18 protein-coding genes and 1 pseudogene are annotated in these 15,761 nt (G+C 45.5%); 8 read left to right on the top strand and 11 right to left on the bottom strand.

All coding sequences use genetic code 11. The features are described 5' to 3' along the window. Positions 1-42: 42 nt before the first annotated feature. The 3 genes from ACJBF3_RS24875 to ACJBF3_RS24865 all read left to right on the top strand — a co-directional run bounded on the left by ACJBF3_RS24875 (position 43) and on the right by ACJBF3_RS24865 (position 3,134). Positions 43-318, top strand: coding sequence for a hypothetical protein (locus tag ACJBF3_RS24875; RefSeq protein WP_000864986.1), 276 nt, complete (start codon positions 43-45; stop codon positions 316-318). A 491-nt stretch (positions 319-809) separates the two neighbouring features. Then, positions 810-2,288 carry a SulP family inorganic anion transporter gene (locus ACJBF3_RS24870; RefSeq protein WP_000927306.1) on the top strand — a complete coding sequence of 493 codons (1,479 nt, stop codon included), beginning with the start codon at positions 810-812 and terminating at the stop codon, positions 2,286-2,288. Between the two features lie 18 nt (positions 2,289-2,306). Then, positions 2,307-3,134, top strand: coding sequence for a universal stress protein (locus tag ACJBF3_RS24865; protein ID WP_001066652.1), 828 nt, complete (start codon positions 2,307-2,309; stop codon positions 3,132-3,134). A gap of 59 nt (positions 3,135-3,193) precedes the next feature. On the opposite strand, the gene arsC is transcribed toward ACJBF3_RS24865, so the two are convergent. The 3 genes from arsC to ACJBF3_RS24850 are packed head-to-tail and all read right to left on the bottom strand — an operon-like array spanning position 3,194 to position 5,287. Then, positions 3,194-3,619 carry a glutaredoxin-dependent arsenate reductase gene (gene arsC / locus ACJBF3_RS24860; protein ID WP_000065802.1) on the bottom strand — a complete coding sequence of 142 codons (426 nt, stop codon included), beginning with the start codon at positions 3,617-3,619 and terminating at the stop codon, positions 3,194-3,196. 12 nt (positions 3,620-3,631) lie between these two features. Next, complete coding sequence (locus tag ACJBF3_RS24855; RefSeq protein ID WP_000922628.1) at positions 3,632-4,921, bottom strand: arsenic transporter; 1,290 nt, start codon at positions 4,919-4,921, stop codon at positions 3,632-3,634. Positions 4,922-4,966: 45 nt separating this feature from the next. Next, on the bottom strand, positions 4,967-5,287 hold the full coding sequence (locus ACJBF3_RS24850; protein ID WP_000941305.1) for a transcriptional regulator: 321 nt from the start codon (positions 5,285-5,287) through the stop codon (positions 4,967-4,969). Between the two features lie 86 nt (positions 5,288-5,373). On the opposite strand from ACJBF3_RS24850, the gene arsH reads away from it, so the two are divergent. Next, complete coding sequence (arsH, locus tag ACJBF3_RS24845) at positions 5,374-6,078, top strand: arsenical resistance protein ArsH (protein WP_000130816.1); 705 nt, start codon at positions 5,374-5,376, stop codon at positions 6,076-6,078. A gap of 32 nt (positions 6,079-6,110) precedes the next feature. Here the strand turns inward: arsH and ACJBF3_RS24840 are convergent, their stop codons facing one another. The 6 genes from ACJBF3_RS24840 to ACJBF3_RS24815 all read right to left on the bottom strand — a co-directional run bounded on the left by ACJBF3_RS24840 (position 6,111) and on the right by ACJBF3_RS24815 (position 12,809). Next, positions 6,111-7,514 carry an ISNCY family transposase gene (locus ACJBF3_RS24840; protein ID WP_000125668.1) on the bottom strand — a complete coding sequence of 468 codons (1,404 nt, stop codon included), beginning with the start codon at positions 7,512-7,514 and terminating at the stop codon, positions 6,111-6,113. Positions 7,515-7,808: 294 nt separating this feature from the next. After that, on the bottom strand, positions 7,809-8,615 hold the full coding sequence (locus ACJBF3_RS24835; RefSeq protein WP_016239971.1) for a hypothetical protein: 807 nt from the start codon (positions 8,613-8,615) through the stop codon (positions 7,809-7,811). A gap of 17 nt (positions 8,616-8,632) precedes the next feature. Further along, entirely contained in the window at positions 8,633-9,073 is a 441-nt protein-coding gene (locus ACJBF3_RS24830) for a hypothetical protein (protein ID WP_016239970.1), read from the bottom strand. Between the two features lie 152 nt (positions 9,074-9,225). Then, positions 9,226-10,587, bottom strand: a complete 1,362-nt coding sequence (locus tag ACJBF3_RS24825; RefSeq protein WP_000482601.1) for an FRG domain-containing protein — start codon at positions 10,585-10,587, stop codon at positions 9,226-9,228. Positions 10,588-10,600: 13 nt separating this feature from the next. Further along, the gene (locus ACJBF3_RS24820; RefSeq protein WP_000589340.1) at positions 10,601-11,404 is read right to left on the bottom strand and encodes a hypothetical protein; all 804 of its coding nucleotides are present in this window, start codon (positions 11,402-11,404) and stop codon (positions 10,601-10,603) included. Between the two features lie 58 nt (positions 11,405-11,462). Next, entirely contained in the window at positions 11,463-12,809 is a 1,347-nt protein-coding gene (locus ACJBF3_RS24815; RefSeq protein WP_076611902.1) for an ISNCY-like element ISLad2 family transposase, read from the bottom strand. Positions 12,810-13,030: 221 nt separating this feature from the next. Here ACJBF3_RS24815 and ACJBF3_RS24810 point away from each other — a divergent pair, with 221 nt between their 5' ends. From ACJBF3_RS24810 to ACJBF3_RS24795, 4 genes are all read left to right on the top strand, one after another. After that, entirely contained in the window at positions 13,031-13,348 is a 318-nt protein-coding gene (locus tag ACJBF3_RS24810; protein WP_000785965.1) for a hypothetical protein, read from the top strand. A 22-nt stretch (positions 13,349-13,370) separates the two neighbouring features. Beyond that, positions 13,371-13,676: a hypothetical protein gene (locus ACJBF3_RS24805; RefSeq protein WP_001100610.1), complete on the top strand. Its 306-nt coding sequence runs from the start codon at positions 13,371-13,373 to the stop codon at positions 13,674-13,676. 44 nt (positions 13,677-13,720) lie between these two features. Next, complete coding sequence (locus ACJBF3_RS24800; protein ID WP_000285959.1) at positions 13,721-14,392, top strand: serine protease; 672 nt, start codon at positions 13,721-13,723, stop codon at positions 14,390-14,392. Between the two features lie 457 nt (positions 14,393-14,849). Then, a complete protein-coding gene (locus tag ACJBF3_RS24795; RefSeq protein WP_001371904.1) occupies positions 14,850-15,257 on the top strand; it encodes a hypothetical protein in 408 nt (135 codons plus the stop codon). Positions 15,258-15,307: 50 nt separating this feature from the next. On the opposite strand, the gene ACJBF3_RS24790 is transcribed toward ACJBF3_RS24795, so the two are convergent. Both ACJBF3_RS24790 and ACJBF3_RS24785 read right to left on the bottom strand, forming a co-directional pair. Next, positions 15,308-15,601 (bottom strand): hypothetical protein, encoded by a 294-nt coding sequence (locus tag ACJBF3_RS24790; protein ID WP_001447794.1) that lies wholly within the window; start codon positions 15,599-15,601, stop codon positions 15,308-15,310. Further along, positions 15,594-15,761 (bottom strand): annotated as a pseudogene (locus ACJBF3_RS24785) (EAL domain-containing protein); the annotation flags it as partial. The pseudogene ACJBF3_RS24785 and the gene ACJBF3_RS24790, both read right to left, overlap by 8 nt.

The raw sequence follows: 15,761 nt of genomic DNA, 5'->3' as shown, positions 1-15,761 counted from the left end.
ATCCATCAGCAATGCACACAAATAAACTACTGGTATCTTAAAATGAAAGTGAAAGAGTTGATCGCCATGCTGAACGAAAGAGACCCTGAGGCAATTGTTCTGATTTCCGGCTATGAAACGATCGGCGGCACGGAAGTCGCAGAAGCTGATTTGCTCATTGATATGCAGTCAATATGCTTAGAACAGGCTGATAATCTCACAGGAAACCGTAAAGTTGTTTCTTCCGGTGGTGAAGATTCAGTTTGGTTAGGCTGGAAAGATGATTACCGTACAAAGGTGTTTTTAGAAGATGCCCAAATTCCTGATCAAGATGAATGACGGTCAGCGTTGGCTTCAAAGGCAATCTATCAGTACGTGAAACGTAAATGTTAAAAAATAACCACATATGAATCAATAACTTATGTCAAAGCTAAGTAGAGATGTCCGGGGTGGGGCAAAGTTCAAATGTCCTTTGATAATATTGAATTCCTGGATAAAAATCGCATCTTAACCTCTTCGTTTGAGTACCTTGTTGGGTTGACCCCGTATTCGCTTTATTTGTAGTATTGGGCTGCTTTGAAGTGTTTCATGTTCAAACGCGACGTGTTCTGTAAGTTCTTCCTGACAACAGAGCCGACAATATATACACATCCGCTATGGAGAATCTGACAACCGCTATGCGTATTACGCCACCCTGAGTTTTTCCTTCCTCTGTCGTACTGAGCAAGCCTCAGCACGCACTCAATAACATCCCGTCTGCGGATGTGCTTTACCGTACGTAAAAATGTAGCCCTCCAGGGCTGACTGTATCTAAAAACTGAGAAATTACTATGTTGCTGTCCTCGACGCGTAAGGACTGGCTGGGTAACGTCCGTGGTGACGTTCTGGCCGGTATTGTTGTCGCGCTCGCACTCATTCCAGAAGCGATCGCCTTTTCCATTATCGCCGGTGTTGATCCCCAGGTGGGCCTCTACTCGGCGTTCTGTATTCCTCTCGTTATGGCCTTCTTTGGCGGACGTCCGGCGATGATTTCGTCCTCCACCGGTGCAATGGCTCTCCTGATGGTGACGCTGGTGAAAGATCATGGCTTACAGTATTTACTGGCTGCCTCCATACTGACCGGGGTATTCCAGCTGATAGCCGGATATCTGAAGCTTGGCGGGCTGATGCGTTTTGTTTCACGCTCAGTGGTCACGGGGTTTGTTAATGCACTGGCAATACTGATTTTTATGGCCCAGTTGCCTGAGCTGACCAATGTGACATGGCATGTTTATGCCATGACTGCGGCAGGGCTGGGGATCATCTATCTCTTCCCTTATATCAACAAAACCATTCCTTCACCGCTTGTGTGCATCGTGGTGCTGACTGGGATTGCCATGTGGCTGCATCTGGATGTGCGAACCGTCGGGGATATGGGGAAACTTCCCGACAGTCTGCCGGTCTTCCTGCTCCCGGACGTGCCTTTAAATCTTCAGACGCTGCTCATCATCCTGCCATATTCTGCGGGGCTTGCGGTGGTTGGCCTGCTTGAGTCGATGATGACCGCCACTATCGTGGATGACATGACCGACACGCCAAGCGACAAAAACAGGGAGTGCAAAGCTCAGGGCATCGCGAACATCTGCACATCCTTTATCGGAGGAATGGCAGGCTGCGCGATGATTGGGCAATCTGTTATCAACGTAAAATCCGGTGGACGCGGACGACTTTCAACCCTCACGGCGGGCGTGGTGCTGCTTTGCCTGATTGTGTTCCTGCGCAACTGGGTCTCCCAAATTCCGATGGCAGCGCTGGTCGCGGTGATGATTATGGTTTCCATCGGGACATTCTCCTGGCGCTCCATTGCCAACCTGCGGACACACCCCCTTTCAACCAGCGTGGTCATGCTTGCCACCGTCGCGGTTGTGGTGGCAACACATAATCTGGCCTTCGGTGTGCTGACCGGTGTACTGATTGCTTCGCTCAATTTTGCCACTAAAGTATCCCGGTTCATGCGTGTAACCTCAGTTCTGGAGGGGACGAGCCGGACGTATACCGTCACCGGCCAGGTATTCTTTGCATCAGCAGACCGCTTTACGAGCCACTTTGATTTCCGTGAAGCGATTGAGAATGTGGTGATAGACGTTTCACATGCCCATTTCTGGGACATCACGTCCGTCAGCGCCCTGGATAAGGTGGTCATTAAGTTCCGTAGAGAGGGCGCCGGGGTTGAAATACGTGGGATGAATGAAGCCACCCGCACCATCGTTGACCGGTTTGGTGTTCACGATAAACCTGAAGAAGTCGAAAAACTGATGGGCGGTCATTAACAGACTGGAGGGAAAACTATGAATAATACTGTTACAGCCTGTGTGGACGGTTCACTTTCAACGCGGTCAGTGTGTGAATATGCGGCGTGGGCAGCCCGCACTTTGCAATCACAGCTAGCACTGTTGCACGTTATCGAAAAAGACAGCACCCCGGTAGTGTCAGACCTGACCGGCACTCTCGGCATAGACAGTCAGCAATTGCTGACCGATGAGCTGGTAGAAATTGAAGGGCAACGTAATCGCCTGCTGATGGCCCAGGGGAAAGCAATACTGGAAAGTTGTGCTGAACTGCTTCAAAAACAGGGAAGCCCGGATGTGCTTTTGATGCAAAAACACGGTACACCGGATGAAGTTCTGGCAGAGCTGAGCGACCTTCGTCTCATGGTGCTGGGGCGTCGGGGTAGCCAGCATCCGGTAGGCTCTCATCTGGAAAGCGTTATTCGTCTGCAAAAGAAACCCCTACTGGTTGTTCCGGAGAACTACTCAGTGCCTTCCAGAGTCATGCTGGCTTATGATGGCAGTGAAGAAAGCAGGAGTAACCTGGAACGTCTGACGATGAGTCCCTTACTCAGGGGGCTGGAGTGCCACCTTGTCATGGTAAACGGTAAGAAGGAAGAGCTGCTGACCGCACAGCAAATTTTACGTGACGCGGATATAGAAAACAGCACAACACATCTTACCGGGCAATCAGTCGGGGACGCGCTTATTCGTTACGCCGAGGAAAATGCTGTCGATCTGATAGTGATGGGGGCCTACGGTCATTCCAGGTTGCGGCAGTTCTTTATCGGTAGTCATACCTCCGAAATGCTGCAAAAGACGCAACAACCGCTTCTTATCCTCCGTTAGCACTGATTATCTTAAATAAAAAAGGGCGAGTTCTCTCGCCCTTCGTCACAAGAACACGTTTAGTTCAGCCGGTTACCTTTTTCATCAACTACCTTCTCACCGTCCTCTTTCGTGAACGCGCTTTTCTGCGCATCGGGAAGAATATCCAGCACGACTTCAGAAGGGCGGCATAGCCGGGTACCCAGCGGCGTTACCACGATAGGGCGATTGATCAGAACAGGGTGCTGCAACATAAAATCGATTAACTGCTCGTCAGTAAAGCGGTCTTCCGCCAGCCCTAACGCTTCAAAAGGTTCGACATTCTTACGCAGCAGCGCTCGTACCGTGATCCCCATATCCGCAATGAGTTTTACCAGCTCAGCTCGTGATGGTGGGGTTTCAAGATAATGAATAACGGTCGGCTCTGTACCGCTGTTGCGGATCATTTCAAGGGTATTGCGTGACGTGCCGCAGGCCGGGTTGTGATAAATGGTAATGTTGCTCATATCAGTATCTCATTACAAAGTGAAAGACAGACGAAGCGCCAGTGCTGCAAGCGTGACAAACAGCACGGGGATTGTCATGACAATGCCCACCCGGAAGTAATATCCCCAGGTAATTTTGATATTTTTCTGCGACAGAACGTGCAGCCACAGTAACGTTGCCAGACTGCCGATAGGGGTAATTTTTGGCCCCAGGTCGCTGCCGATGACGTTGGCGTAAATCATCGCTTCTTTGATAACACCGGTCGCTGTGCTGCCATCAATCGACAGCGCCCCGACCAGCACGGTCGGCATATTGTTCATCACTGATGACAGGAAGGCCGTCAGGAAGCCCGTACCCAGCGTTGCCGCCCACAATCCCTGCTCTGCCAGCTGATTCAGCAAGGAAGAGAGATAGTGGGTCAGACCGGCATTTCGTAAGCCGTAGACCACCAGGTACATCCCCAGCGAGAAGATAACGATTTGCCAGGGCGCACCACGCAGCACCTTACCGGTGTTAATGGCATGCCCTTTTTTCGCAACAGCAAACAGAAGCAATGCACCAGCGGCTGCGACCAAACTGACCGGTACGCCCAGCGGCTCCAGTCCGAAGAATCCCACCAGAAGCAACACCAGAACCAGCCAGCCGGTTTTAAAGGTATTCACATCACGTATAGCGTCTTTCGGTTCTTTCAACAGAGAAACGTCGTAAACGGCGGGAATGTCCTTACGGAAAAACAGATGCAGCATCACCAGCGTAGCCGCAATCGCGGCCAGGTTAACCGGGACCATCACGGCGGCATATTCTGAGAAACCAAGCTTAAAGAAATCCGCCGAGACGATATTCACCAGGTTTGAGACAATCAGTGGCAGGCTTGCCGTGTCAGCGATAAACCCTGCGGCCATGATAAACGCTAAGGTTGCTCCCCGGCTGAATCCCAGCGCCAGCAGCATCGCGATAACGATAGGTGTCAGGATCAGTGCCGCACCGTCGTTGGCAAACAGTGCCGCAACCATCGCACCAAGCAGGACGATCCAGGTGAAGAGCAGCCGCCCCCGGCCATTCCCCCAACGGGCAACGTGCAGCGCGGCCCATTCAAAGAAGCCGGATTCGTCGAGCAGAAGACTGATGATGATCACGGCGATAAAGGTGGCGGTCGCATTCCACACTATCTGCCAGACCACCGGAATATCCCCCAGATGAACGACGCCAGTCAGCAATGCCAGAATTGCGCCCAGTGAGGCACTCCAGCCAATCCCCAGCCCTCTGGGTTGCCAGATAACCAGGACGAGCGTGAATAAAAAGATAGCACCAGCCAGTAACATCAGAAACTCCATTCACATTTGTTTATTCGGATATATATATCGCCATCAGCAGGAGACAGATGCCACGCTACTGAGCTTGTTGCGTATGTTTTCTCGTTCACAGTTCCAGGCTGTATCAATAATACCCGCAGCCCATGCTGGCATGTGTGGCGACAGTCGGTAATGCACCCATTTTCCTTCGCGACGGTCGATGACCAGCTCGGCTTCACGTAAAAGGGCCATATGGCGAGAAATTTTTGGCTGAGACTCTGCGGTTGCCGCACAGATGTCACAGACGCACATTTCACCGGACTCCCTGAGAAGCATCACGATAGTTGAACGGGTCTCGTCGGCGAGCAGTTTAAAAAGCTGAACAGGCTGTAGCATGCTTAACCTCGTAAAAAAATAACAATACATATGGTATTTCATATGTGATAACTTTTAAAGCATAGCTTATGAAATGGAGATTTTTTATGACCGACTTACCAGCAATCGAACCGGCTTATTTTGATGATGCGCTTGCCAGCAAACTTACGGGCAACAACGAAACCATGCCGCGAATTCTCATCCTGTACGGTTCAGTACGAGAGCGGTCCTACAGTCGTTTTGCAGCGGAAGAGGCCGGGCGGTTGCTGGCAAAGATGGGGGCTGAGGTGAAAATATTTAACCCATCCGGTCTGCCGTTACCCGATGATGCGCCCGAAAGTCACCCCAAAGTGCTTGAACTCCGCGAGCTGGTCAGGTGGTGTGACGGAATGGTCTGGAGTTCTCCGGAAAGACATGGCGCCATGAGCTCGGTGATGAAGGCCCAGATTGACTGGATACCCCTGAGTGAAGGTGCTGTTCGTCCTTCCCAGGGTAAAACGCTGGCCGTCATGCAGGTTTGTGGTGGTTCACAGTCGTTTAACACGGTCAATCAGATGCGGATACTTGGCCGCTGGATGCGGATGTTCACCATCCCCAATCAGTCGTCAGTGCCAAAGGCATGGCAGGAATTTGATGATGAAGGGCGCATGAAACCCTCACCCTGGTATGACAGGATTGTCGACGTTACCGAAGAGTTGTTCAAAATGACGTTACTCCTGAAAGGGCACACAGCCTACCTGTCCGACCGCTACAGCGAAAGGAAAGAGAGTCATCAGGAGCTCGCGGCACGGGTCAATCAGGCCAAAATCTGACAGCCAGGCATGCCCGGATGGATTACCGGGCTTTAAATCGGTTTCTTCCCAAATATCTCTTCAGAGCGTGACTGAAGTTTCACCAGGGCATTGAACATATCGTCCTGATCCAGGGAACGCTGGGATTTCTTCGTCGTGGGAGCTTTACGCCTGCGAGAAGGGCCGTCTCCGGATGGTACGGATTGCGACCGGTTATTATCCCGCTCGGCCTGGACCAGCTGCGCCATTTCCAGGGCCCGCCCCAGACGTTTGTTATCCACAATGGCCCCCTGATCGATTTCAGAAAGCTTGTCATAGGTGGAGTAGGGAAGTGATACGCCATTAAGCCGGAGCTCTTTATGTCCATCCGGGTAATGCCAGACATCGATGTATTTACCAATCGCCCGACGACTGAATTCGCTGTCTTCAATCAGATAAAGGACTTTGTCGTATTGCACTGTGAGTGATTTCGACACTTTACGAGCTTCACGCCAGTTAAATACCATATCAAGATCGTCATCGACATCCAGTTCCCGATGAACATCAAACGCCTGGCGAGGCGCTTTTGCGAAACGACGGTTGTAATCGTTCATGAACTCTTCGGCAAATGCGTTCGCAGCTTCCATGGAACTGATGCCCTGGAGCCTGAGCTCCTTGACCAGTCGGTCCTGAAGCGTCAGGTGCGCCCGTTCAACGCGGCCTTTGGCAGCACTGGTTTCTGCACAAATGGTCTGAATGTTCAGTTCATGCATCGCACGGCCAAACTGGGTATCGCCGTCGCCGCCGGTTGCATTTTTATTGTTGATCCTGAATACGCTGGCTTTGTCGCTGTACAGCGCAAGCGGTTTGCCATGTTTTTCAATATAGCCCCGGGTCGCTTCAAAATAGGTGAAAGTAGACTCAGATTTCACGAAAAGAAGCTGCATTAAACGACTGGTTGCGTCATCAACGTAAACCAGTGCCGTACACTTAGGTCCCCGATTTTCAAACCAGTGGTGGTCGCAGCCGTCGATTTGTATGAGTTCACCGGCACAGGCACGGCGGTAACGAGGTTGCTGAATTTTTGGCGCACGTTGCTTACGTGGGACCCACAGACTGGCCTGAGTCATCAGCTTACGGACGGTTTCTTTGGAAAGATGAACACCGTGCACCTCAGACAGTTTTTCACAGGCCAGCGTCGGACCGAAATCGTTATAGCGTTCGCGAATAATGTTCAGCGCGTATGCGGCCAGTCCCTGAGGCAACTGGTTGTTACTGGATTTACCACGACGGCGGCTGGTCATGCCAATCGGACCATCTTCACGATAACGCGCAAGCAGACGACGGCACTGACGGTCGGAGATACCAAGCCGCTGAGCTGCCATTTGTGTTGTCAGACGCCGGTCGATGACATCCTGAATGATTTTGAGTCGGTTAACTTCATCCAATGTGAAAAACTCCGCTGCGAGAGCCGTCATGGTAATCCTTACTTGATTATACACGCCGGACATCTTAACTTAGCCATTATCGGACATTACAACTTTGCTACTACAACTTATGTCAAAGCAAGTTTAAAATGTCACCTCTTTGTGCAAGATAGAAAGGGCACTTTCAGCCTATGTAATCATATTAATGTGACTGCTGCGTTATCTCACTCAACCAATTAATAAAGCAAAAGTTAAATATGAAAGACTGGAATAAAAATATAACGAAAACATCTTAATATGGAAATATCTGTGTCAACGGGATCTTTAGTTATTGAATATCTGGTTCTAAATAGGTTCTACATTCAACGGGAAGGGAAACCAAATATCTATATGTTTTTTATAAATACCATTACGTGGCAAACAACAATCTGCATATTTTTTTAAAGAATCTCCACATGGACAAATATTTTCTGGCGATAATACTCCATCATGTTCTTTCGCCTTAAATCTCCAGGTCGTAATATTGAAAATTTGATGTGGGGATTGTATGTATTTGACAACACTAATTAAAGTTGAATAGTTATAATGATCACCATCATTGGAGAAAAAAACACTACATTTGTTAACGGGATTACTAACTATGTCATAAGTAATTAATTCAAAATCGATCACTTCATCAAAGCAAAGAACTCCATTATAAAGTTTATTTTTAACATGACCACAATCATTAATAAAACTACGGGTTGTATTACATACTGAACATTTCACTTCTTTTATTATTTCACGAGAACTACCGAAGATTTTATATGGGAATAACGCCTGCCAATTACATACCATTCTCGCTAAGAAGTTAACACCATAGAAATTAACCTCAGGCAGAAACTCATTATTTTCTTTAATATGTATTAAATCTATTTCTATCCTTTCAAGTTCTACCCATGCTTCATAAAAATCACCTCTTGTAAGTAAATTAATGACTTGAATATATTTTAAATGGGCTAGTAAAATTGTTTTGTATAAAAACAATCTGTTTGATTCATTATTCAAGCTCAAGGATTGAGCTTTTTTTAACTCAGCATTAAGATAATCAAGAATAGCACTATCTTCTTGAGTAATACACATCCAACGCTTTAACTTTTCGTGAATATTCATAATATCTATATAGATTTTTATTTGATTTTGTTAATTACTTTTAAAACATCGTCTACTTTTCCAGAAACAGTGTATTTCACATGTTTTCCTGATTTATTTTTTTTAATTATAGAGACTTTAACGTCTATATCTCTAGTTCCAAAGTTATCAATTTTTTTCTGAATATAATTTGAAACAAGATTTACTAAAAAAGGTATCATTACTGATGTGGCAAAGAAAGTGCCTAACGCTAACGTTATACTGTTTAATTGCAGGTACGAAACACCATTAGAATCTCCGTACACTTTAACATTAGAATGTGATTGCTTGGTGAACTGGAAAAAATCCAGTGCATTACCTCCAGTAATTTTTGAACTATCAAAAACGATCGCAATCTCATCATCTTGAGGTTCATATGAAGAAATGATTTTTACCTCTTCATCTTCATCACTCATTTCACTCAAAGTAATGGGGTTCATTCTCAACTCCTTGTTTTATATTTTTACATTCAAATTTTACTATACGACTGGTTAATTGCTCCTGTCCAACACACACCAGAGTTCATATGCTTAGCATACAAGGGACCAATGCCAGTAGCGACAGGCTAGTGTGTCAAAAAACCACATGAAGATCAATCTCCTGCGGAAAATTTGGCCGCAATTAGTTTCATTGTCCTTTCCATGCCTTGATAAACTGTCGCATCTGTAATGTTTAACCTTGCGAGTTCCTTAAGTATTCTAGCTTTGTTTCTGATCACTATTTTTTCTACTTTAAACTCTTGCATAGCATCATCAGGGTTTGAAACTAAATCGGGATAAACAGCATTATTCCCAAATAATAAGAATGCACCTGACTGTGATGACATCCTTTCATTATTATTTCTTCCTTTAACGAAAATTAACCTTTCCAAATCTGATGGTATAATTACATCTTTAAAATAAGGTTTTTCATCTTTAATGTAATGTATGAGTTTTTGACAAGCTTCAGTTTTATTGAAAGCCTCCTTGTCCATTTTACAATCCAGCTGATCTTTCAGTGTTTGACTTAGCATTGATATATTTGATATGCAACTTACTGTATCAGAGTCAAAGAATTTTATACGATCCCTTTTTGTTTTGAAAATAATAACATGTCCATCAACCTCATTTGTATTTTCATTATTACTAATGTCGCAACAAGCGAAATACAGAGCGATTAGTGGATTTGATGTTATATCCAACAAACGAGTTGGTAGTCCGTAGTGTTGCATCCTTACTAACTTGTCTAGCATTGTTTTATCATCAACAAACTCAGTTGGCCTTGCTGTTAGGGCTTCACGGACTAAATTTGATTCACTGTGCAAATGCTTGAAGTTACCTTTTTTGTTTTTCCTGAAAACTGATGGAGCCAACTCGTAAGATACATCAGAATGTCCACGATAAAATATTTCTGCATCTTCTTCATGATCTTGTTCTAAAACACGCGCCATGAAACTTTGAACATTATCTATTATTGGGTAGTTATCAACTTCATCAGGAAGTGCTTCAGTAGGAGGAAGTGGTGTACTTCTTGTCGTTATATTTAGAAGTGCTAATGTTTGATTTAAATCACGTGCTTTTATTCCCCAGTGAGTCCGTTTCAGCCCATATGCACCTAATTCTAAAGCTGTTTGATATAACTCTTTGTTTATCACTACGACATCATCTTGTGAGTGAGTGATTCTGAAATCAAACTCAACATTTTTGTTAACTGTTCGTAGATTTGAAATTACACCAAGTCGCAAAGTAATGTATTCAACATTGTCTCGGGAATAAAGTTCTGACATAAAAAGCGTAGGTAATTTCTCAATATAAGATAATGCTTTATCATTCAAAGGCGTTAACTTCAACCGGATGTCATCAGAGGTGCCTTCTAACATACGTGATATAGGAAAATCACAACTCCCACTAACCCGTTCATACATGGGCCAATGTTCAAAATAGTCAGGTTCTCCGCCCATAATTAGATTAAACATTAAAACTAAATCCTTATATTTTACTTAATGAATTATTTACAATCCAATCAATTGCGCCAGAGGTGCGAATCCAAGGCTTTATATTATGATTCACATAATAAATGGCTTCATCCATTCCACCTAACGTGATATATCCACTGTTAGACTTGATCTGTAATCTGCACTTCGATAACAAGCCGGGGATGTGTCTATTAGAATCAATCGCAGCTTTAGCGATATCATCGGCATCCGGGGATGACTGTCGGTAGGCGAGTAGGGCGCGTGTATACTGAAAAAACGAACGCATATCCCCAGGATAATCGTCCAGTAGCAAGGCCAGATCATCCACCATTTCAAGCTCAAGGTAATAGTTCGCTAATAAATGACGAATCCCCTGGTTATCGTTCGGGTTGAGCTTCAGCATTTCGCGGCTATGAGCCATAGCCGGATAAAAATTACCAGACTCCCATAAGGCCTCAGCCAAAGCTGCTTTTGCTCTCATATATGGACGTGTTTCGACAAATCCCCAGAAACGTCCTGCGAACTCCTGAAAATCCTCGCCAAGTGCAATGCTGGCTGCGTACAAAGCAGTCTCCAGCTTCCCGATTTTTGACTCAGGAGGTTCTTGAGATATCTCGCAGTAGAATGAGTATGCGTCAGCACAGAGCGGGGATTTCTTGATAGCTTTTCTGATGAGTTTCAGCACAACTTCCAGGTCATCATTTTCCCAGGCATCGAACATGAACTCCTGAGCCGCAACCAGATCTAGATGTAATTGCTCAGAGCTGACAGCAGTTTTATACAAATCAACGCGCTTTGTAGTCGGGAATTTAATCATCTCAAGTATCCTTTTGGGGACTCACTGTTCCGGTACTTTGCAGCACTGATGGTCGATTCTATCGCTTTGAACTTGCCACAAACAAGCTCGGGTCTGCCAGAACGGGATTGATAGCCCGGAGCTGTTCCTGGATGCGCACCTGAGCCTTACGGCTGGGCGATTTTTTGCTTCGTTCCCGTTTGCCTTCGCTTTCCCGCTCATCCTGTTTTACCTGAGCCAGTCGGAGTACAGTCCCGAGACGTTTGTTATCAACAATCTGCCCCTGGTCGACACAGGCCAGCTTATCAAATGCCTGGCACTTAAGGCTCCGGTGCCCATAGAGGAAGGCGAGGGTGCCATCGGGATAATCCAGTACTTTAATTTTTTCACCGGCAAGACGGCTATTTTCTTCTGTGGTGTCCATGAGATAAAGGATCTTATCGTACTGGAAGGTCAGTGATTTCGACACGGTACGAACATCATGCCAGGCAAAGATGTCTCTTAATTCATCGGGGCTTTCCTGCACCGGACGATGCAAATCTTTGGGGAACTTAGCCGGTCGTGAAAACCGGCTGTTAAAGTCAGCGATGAAAGTGGCAAGCCAGGCATTTGCGGCCTCAATGCCGGTTATACCTTCCAGACGCATTTCTTTGATCAGCCGATCCTGAAGTGTCTGATTCGCACGTTCCACGCGGCCTTTAGCTTCAGAGCTGTTGGCACAAATAAGCTCGATTGCCAGGTCATAAAGCACACGTCCGAACTGGGTAACGGTGGTATTGCGTTTCTCCGGACCACTGACGCGAAATATTGCGTGTTTGTCACTGTACAGCGATACCGGCTTCCCATGCTGCTCGATGTATTCCCGGGTTGCCAGCATGTAGTCAAAGGCTGTTTCTGACTCGCTGAACCGCAAATGCATCAGACGCCCGGTGGCATCATCGATAAAGACCAGCAGGCAGCATTTTGGCGCACGGCCTTCAAACCAGTCATGGTGGGAGCCGTCGATCTGGATAAGTTCACCCAGACAATCACGCCGATGTCGGGGTTGATAAACCCGTGACTTACGGCGAGCATGCGGGACCCAGAGTCCGTCAGACGTCATCCAGTTGCGGACGGTCTCGATTGAAAGCCGGATATTATGGCGCTCTCTGAGTTTTTCTGCGGCCAGTGTGGGCCCAAAGTCACTGTAGTTTTCACGTATCAGCGTGAGTACTCGTAGTTTGAGAGATTCGGTCAACCGGCGGTTGCTGGGCTGGCCGCGTTTGCGGCTGACAAGTCCTTCAGCACCAGAAACTCGGTAACGATTGATAAGTCGTTGCGCCTGACGTTCTGAAATGCCAAGCTGTGATGCTGCATCACGACGGCGTAGACGCTTTTCACAAACTGCCTGTATCACCGGTAGGCGGTGGATCTCTTTATCTGACATGGTCACCAACATGCGTTGAGCCCCTTAGAATTGCATTCAGTTTAGCTTACTCTAAGGTGACGTTTCTATCTGGATAAAAAGTGACATTACTAAATGGTTCTAACAACTTAAGTGCGCATAATCAGGATTATGTAAGATCAGCGTTAAGTAGTCGATTTATTTGAAAGTGACGTCGTCTTTAAGTTAAAATCACCTATAATCAATACCTACTGGAGCAGCTCATGGCTGACACCTACCTCCCCCCGGGCTTTAAAAAATGCAAATCATGTCAGCAAGTTAAACCCTTTGAACAGTTTGGAAAAGAGCTCAAGGGCAAGTTTGGCCTCAAGAGTAAATGCCGAGCGTGTATTAGCGAGAAAAACAAAACGTACGCAGCAGGCCCAGGGGCCGAAGTAAAGACGCAAAATAATAGGACCTACCAGGCAGAAAACAAGACTGAGCTCGCGGAGAAAATGCGCGTTAAGCGTGCGAAAGAAAAATTTGGTGATCGCTATAATTCCTACCTCGCTTCTTTAGAGTCCATGAAAAAACTCAAATAATGTAATCGCCAACGGAGGAATAATGAATGTACATCTGAAATATGATACGATAAAGCACTATCACTTTGATTGGCTAACGCCTGCTGGCGACTATCCTAATTCAGCGGTTATGCTCGTAGGTTTCCGTGATGGGCGCTGGATTATTGTTCAAGAGTTCGGAAATGATTATAGCTGCTTCGAGGGCGTTCTGAAGAATGGTGATGATCTTAATACGGAGCCTAAATTCTATTCCGACTTAGAAAGCGTAGCGGTTGCTGCTTTTGGCATGATGAAGCAGATATATCCCCAGTACCAAGATAGCACGTTAGAAGAATTCCTCGCTGGATAAAATATTCTAGAAACCAAACTCGCCTTATTCGAAGGAAACTGACTATGTATAGAAAGGTTTTAGCTCTTTCAGCCTTACTGATTTCTGCTTGTTCCACCGATAATCCTCATAAACAAAGTATGCACCACAATGATTTTGAGCTTTCGGACTCAGCTGTAAAAATTCAAATCAAGTCTGGAAATAAGACAATCTCCGGCTCAGGTACTTGGATCGATGAACAACATATTCTTACAGCTTCACATTTATGGCTTGATGCAAGCAAGGATTATAGTCTAAGTATAATAACAAGGAATGGGAGCCAACCAGCAACAGTTATCAATATTGATGATCCTAAGAACCGGGACCTCGCTCTTTTAAAAGTAGAAAAAAATACTATTGTCAAAGCCCCACCTAATTGGAAGCTTCCAGTATGTGATAATGTTCTAGCTCCAGGTGAGTCTGTTTGGGTTCTATCGGGAATGTATAATACGCTTTCAAATACGTATGCTTCCCCCGACTCAACCTACTATTATAAAGGAATAGTTGGTTCTGATGGTTTGACTGCTTTTTATCAAAATGGAGTTAGTGGAAGCGCTGTGTTAAACCAATCTAAGAGTTGCTTATATGGTGTTGTGAGTCAACAAGACATTAAAAAGATCAATGTCTATCAGATATATATTACGAAGATTACTACAAATGAAATTATACGCGGATTCATAGGTTATAAAAATAATTAAATGAGCGTAATCTTACAACAGGCAATTCCGACGTTATCTGCGTTGGTCTACCTATCTGAACCTTTAAAAGGAACGTCTATCATGTATAAACTTTTACCCGCAATACTAGTCTTTCTTTCGGTGTTCCTTGGACTAATCGCTCTACTCAGTGCTATCAAAAATGGTTCTGATGAATTGGCGGTATTCCTCATTACACTTTCGGCGTGGTTCGCTGCTTTAAGTAAGTTTTATTCACTTAAACTGTATAAAAATAGTTAGCCTGTGAATCCAAATACAGTTGACAAGTATCCAGCACTGCCCCCGTGATTTATTCAGGTTAGAAGCATTCCCGGAGTGCAGGCTGGGATTAGAAAAGTTACTTTTCTTACGATGTACCAACCAATAGGGCACGACTTATCGTAATGCCTAATTACATATTACCTGTTTAAGTCGATCTAATAATTTCATTGGAGCAGACATGTCCCCGGAATTGGTATCAGGCATTGCACGAGTGGCGCATGAAAAGCTACTTTCAGTTTTGACGGAGTGCGGCACAAAGAAGACGAAAGGCACATGCCTTTTTGCAAGCTATCTTGTATGTTATTTAGCAAAAACTAAAGGTCTAGATGCTGTTGTTCGTGGGGGTAACGGTGCAGATGATGGCGGTATATTTACAGAGAGTGGTGGCTTTGGCCATTATTGGTGTGAATTGAACTTCGAAGAAGTGCAATATTATATTGACATCACTTCCGAGCAGTTTGGGTTTCATCCATACATAGTGAAACGCGTCAACGATATAACAGGATGGCCACGATATATTCCTGGTGATCAGGAAACGGTCGATAGTCATTTAGAACAATTATTACGCGACGGCTATACAGAATAGGCTGCGTATACACTATCGCAGCCTTTCAGGCTCTTAACCCTTGTGACCAGTTAACGGAACCACTCAGGATGACGCTGCCGATCAACGTTGATAACCTGCGAATTAAATTCAACGACATCCGCTGGAGTAAGCATTAATTCATCAGGATTTACAATAAATGGTCTTAAAACCACTTCGCCACCGTCTTCTTTTGCACCGTAGATATTAATAAGAAAGTGCAGTCGTTGATTTCCGTCAGCATTGCGTTGCCATTCTCTAAAAGTCAAAGTCTGTTTAATATAGTTTGTTAAAAGAAATGCGAATTCAGATTCTTCCGTTTGTGAGATACCGTTTTTGTTAGACATTTTTTTTAGTATCTTTCCGAGCATGGATACACAGGCATCTAGGGAAGGTGCGAATAAGCAGGTCATTTCTTCCCAAGCTGACTCGCTGATTAAAATTTCGCGGATCTGGGCCGATTTTTTTCCCGCAAACACATCGAATCAGCCTATTTAGGCTATTTTT

Origin of the sequence: Enterobacter sp. PP-008-ECC_S150 (genome assembly GCF_045257065.1) — a bacterium.
GTDB lineage: Bacteria > Pseudomonadota > Gammaproteobacteria > Enterobacterales > Enterobacteriaceae > Enterobacter > Enterobacter chengduensis.
The sequence above is the reverse complement of the archived record's forward strand: the minus strand, read 5'-3'. Positions and strand labels throughout refer to the sequence as shown.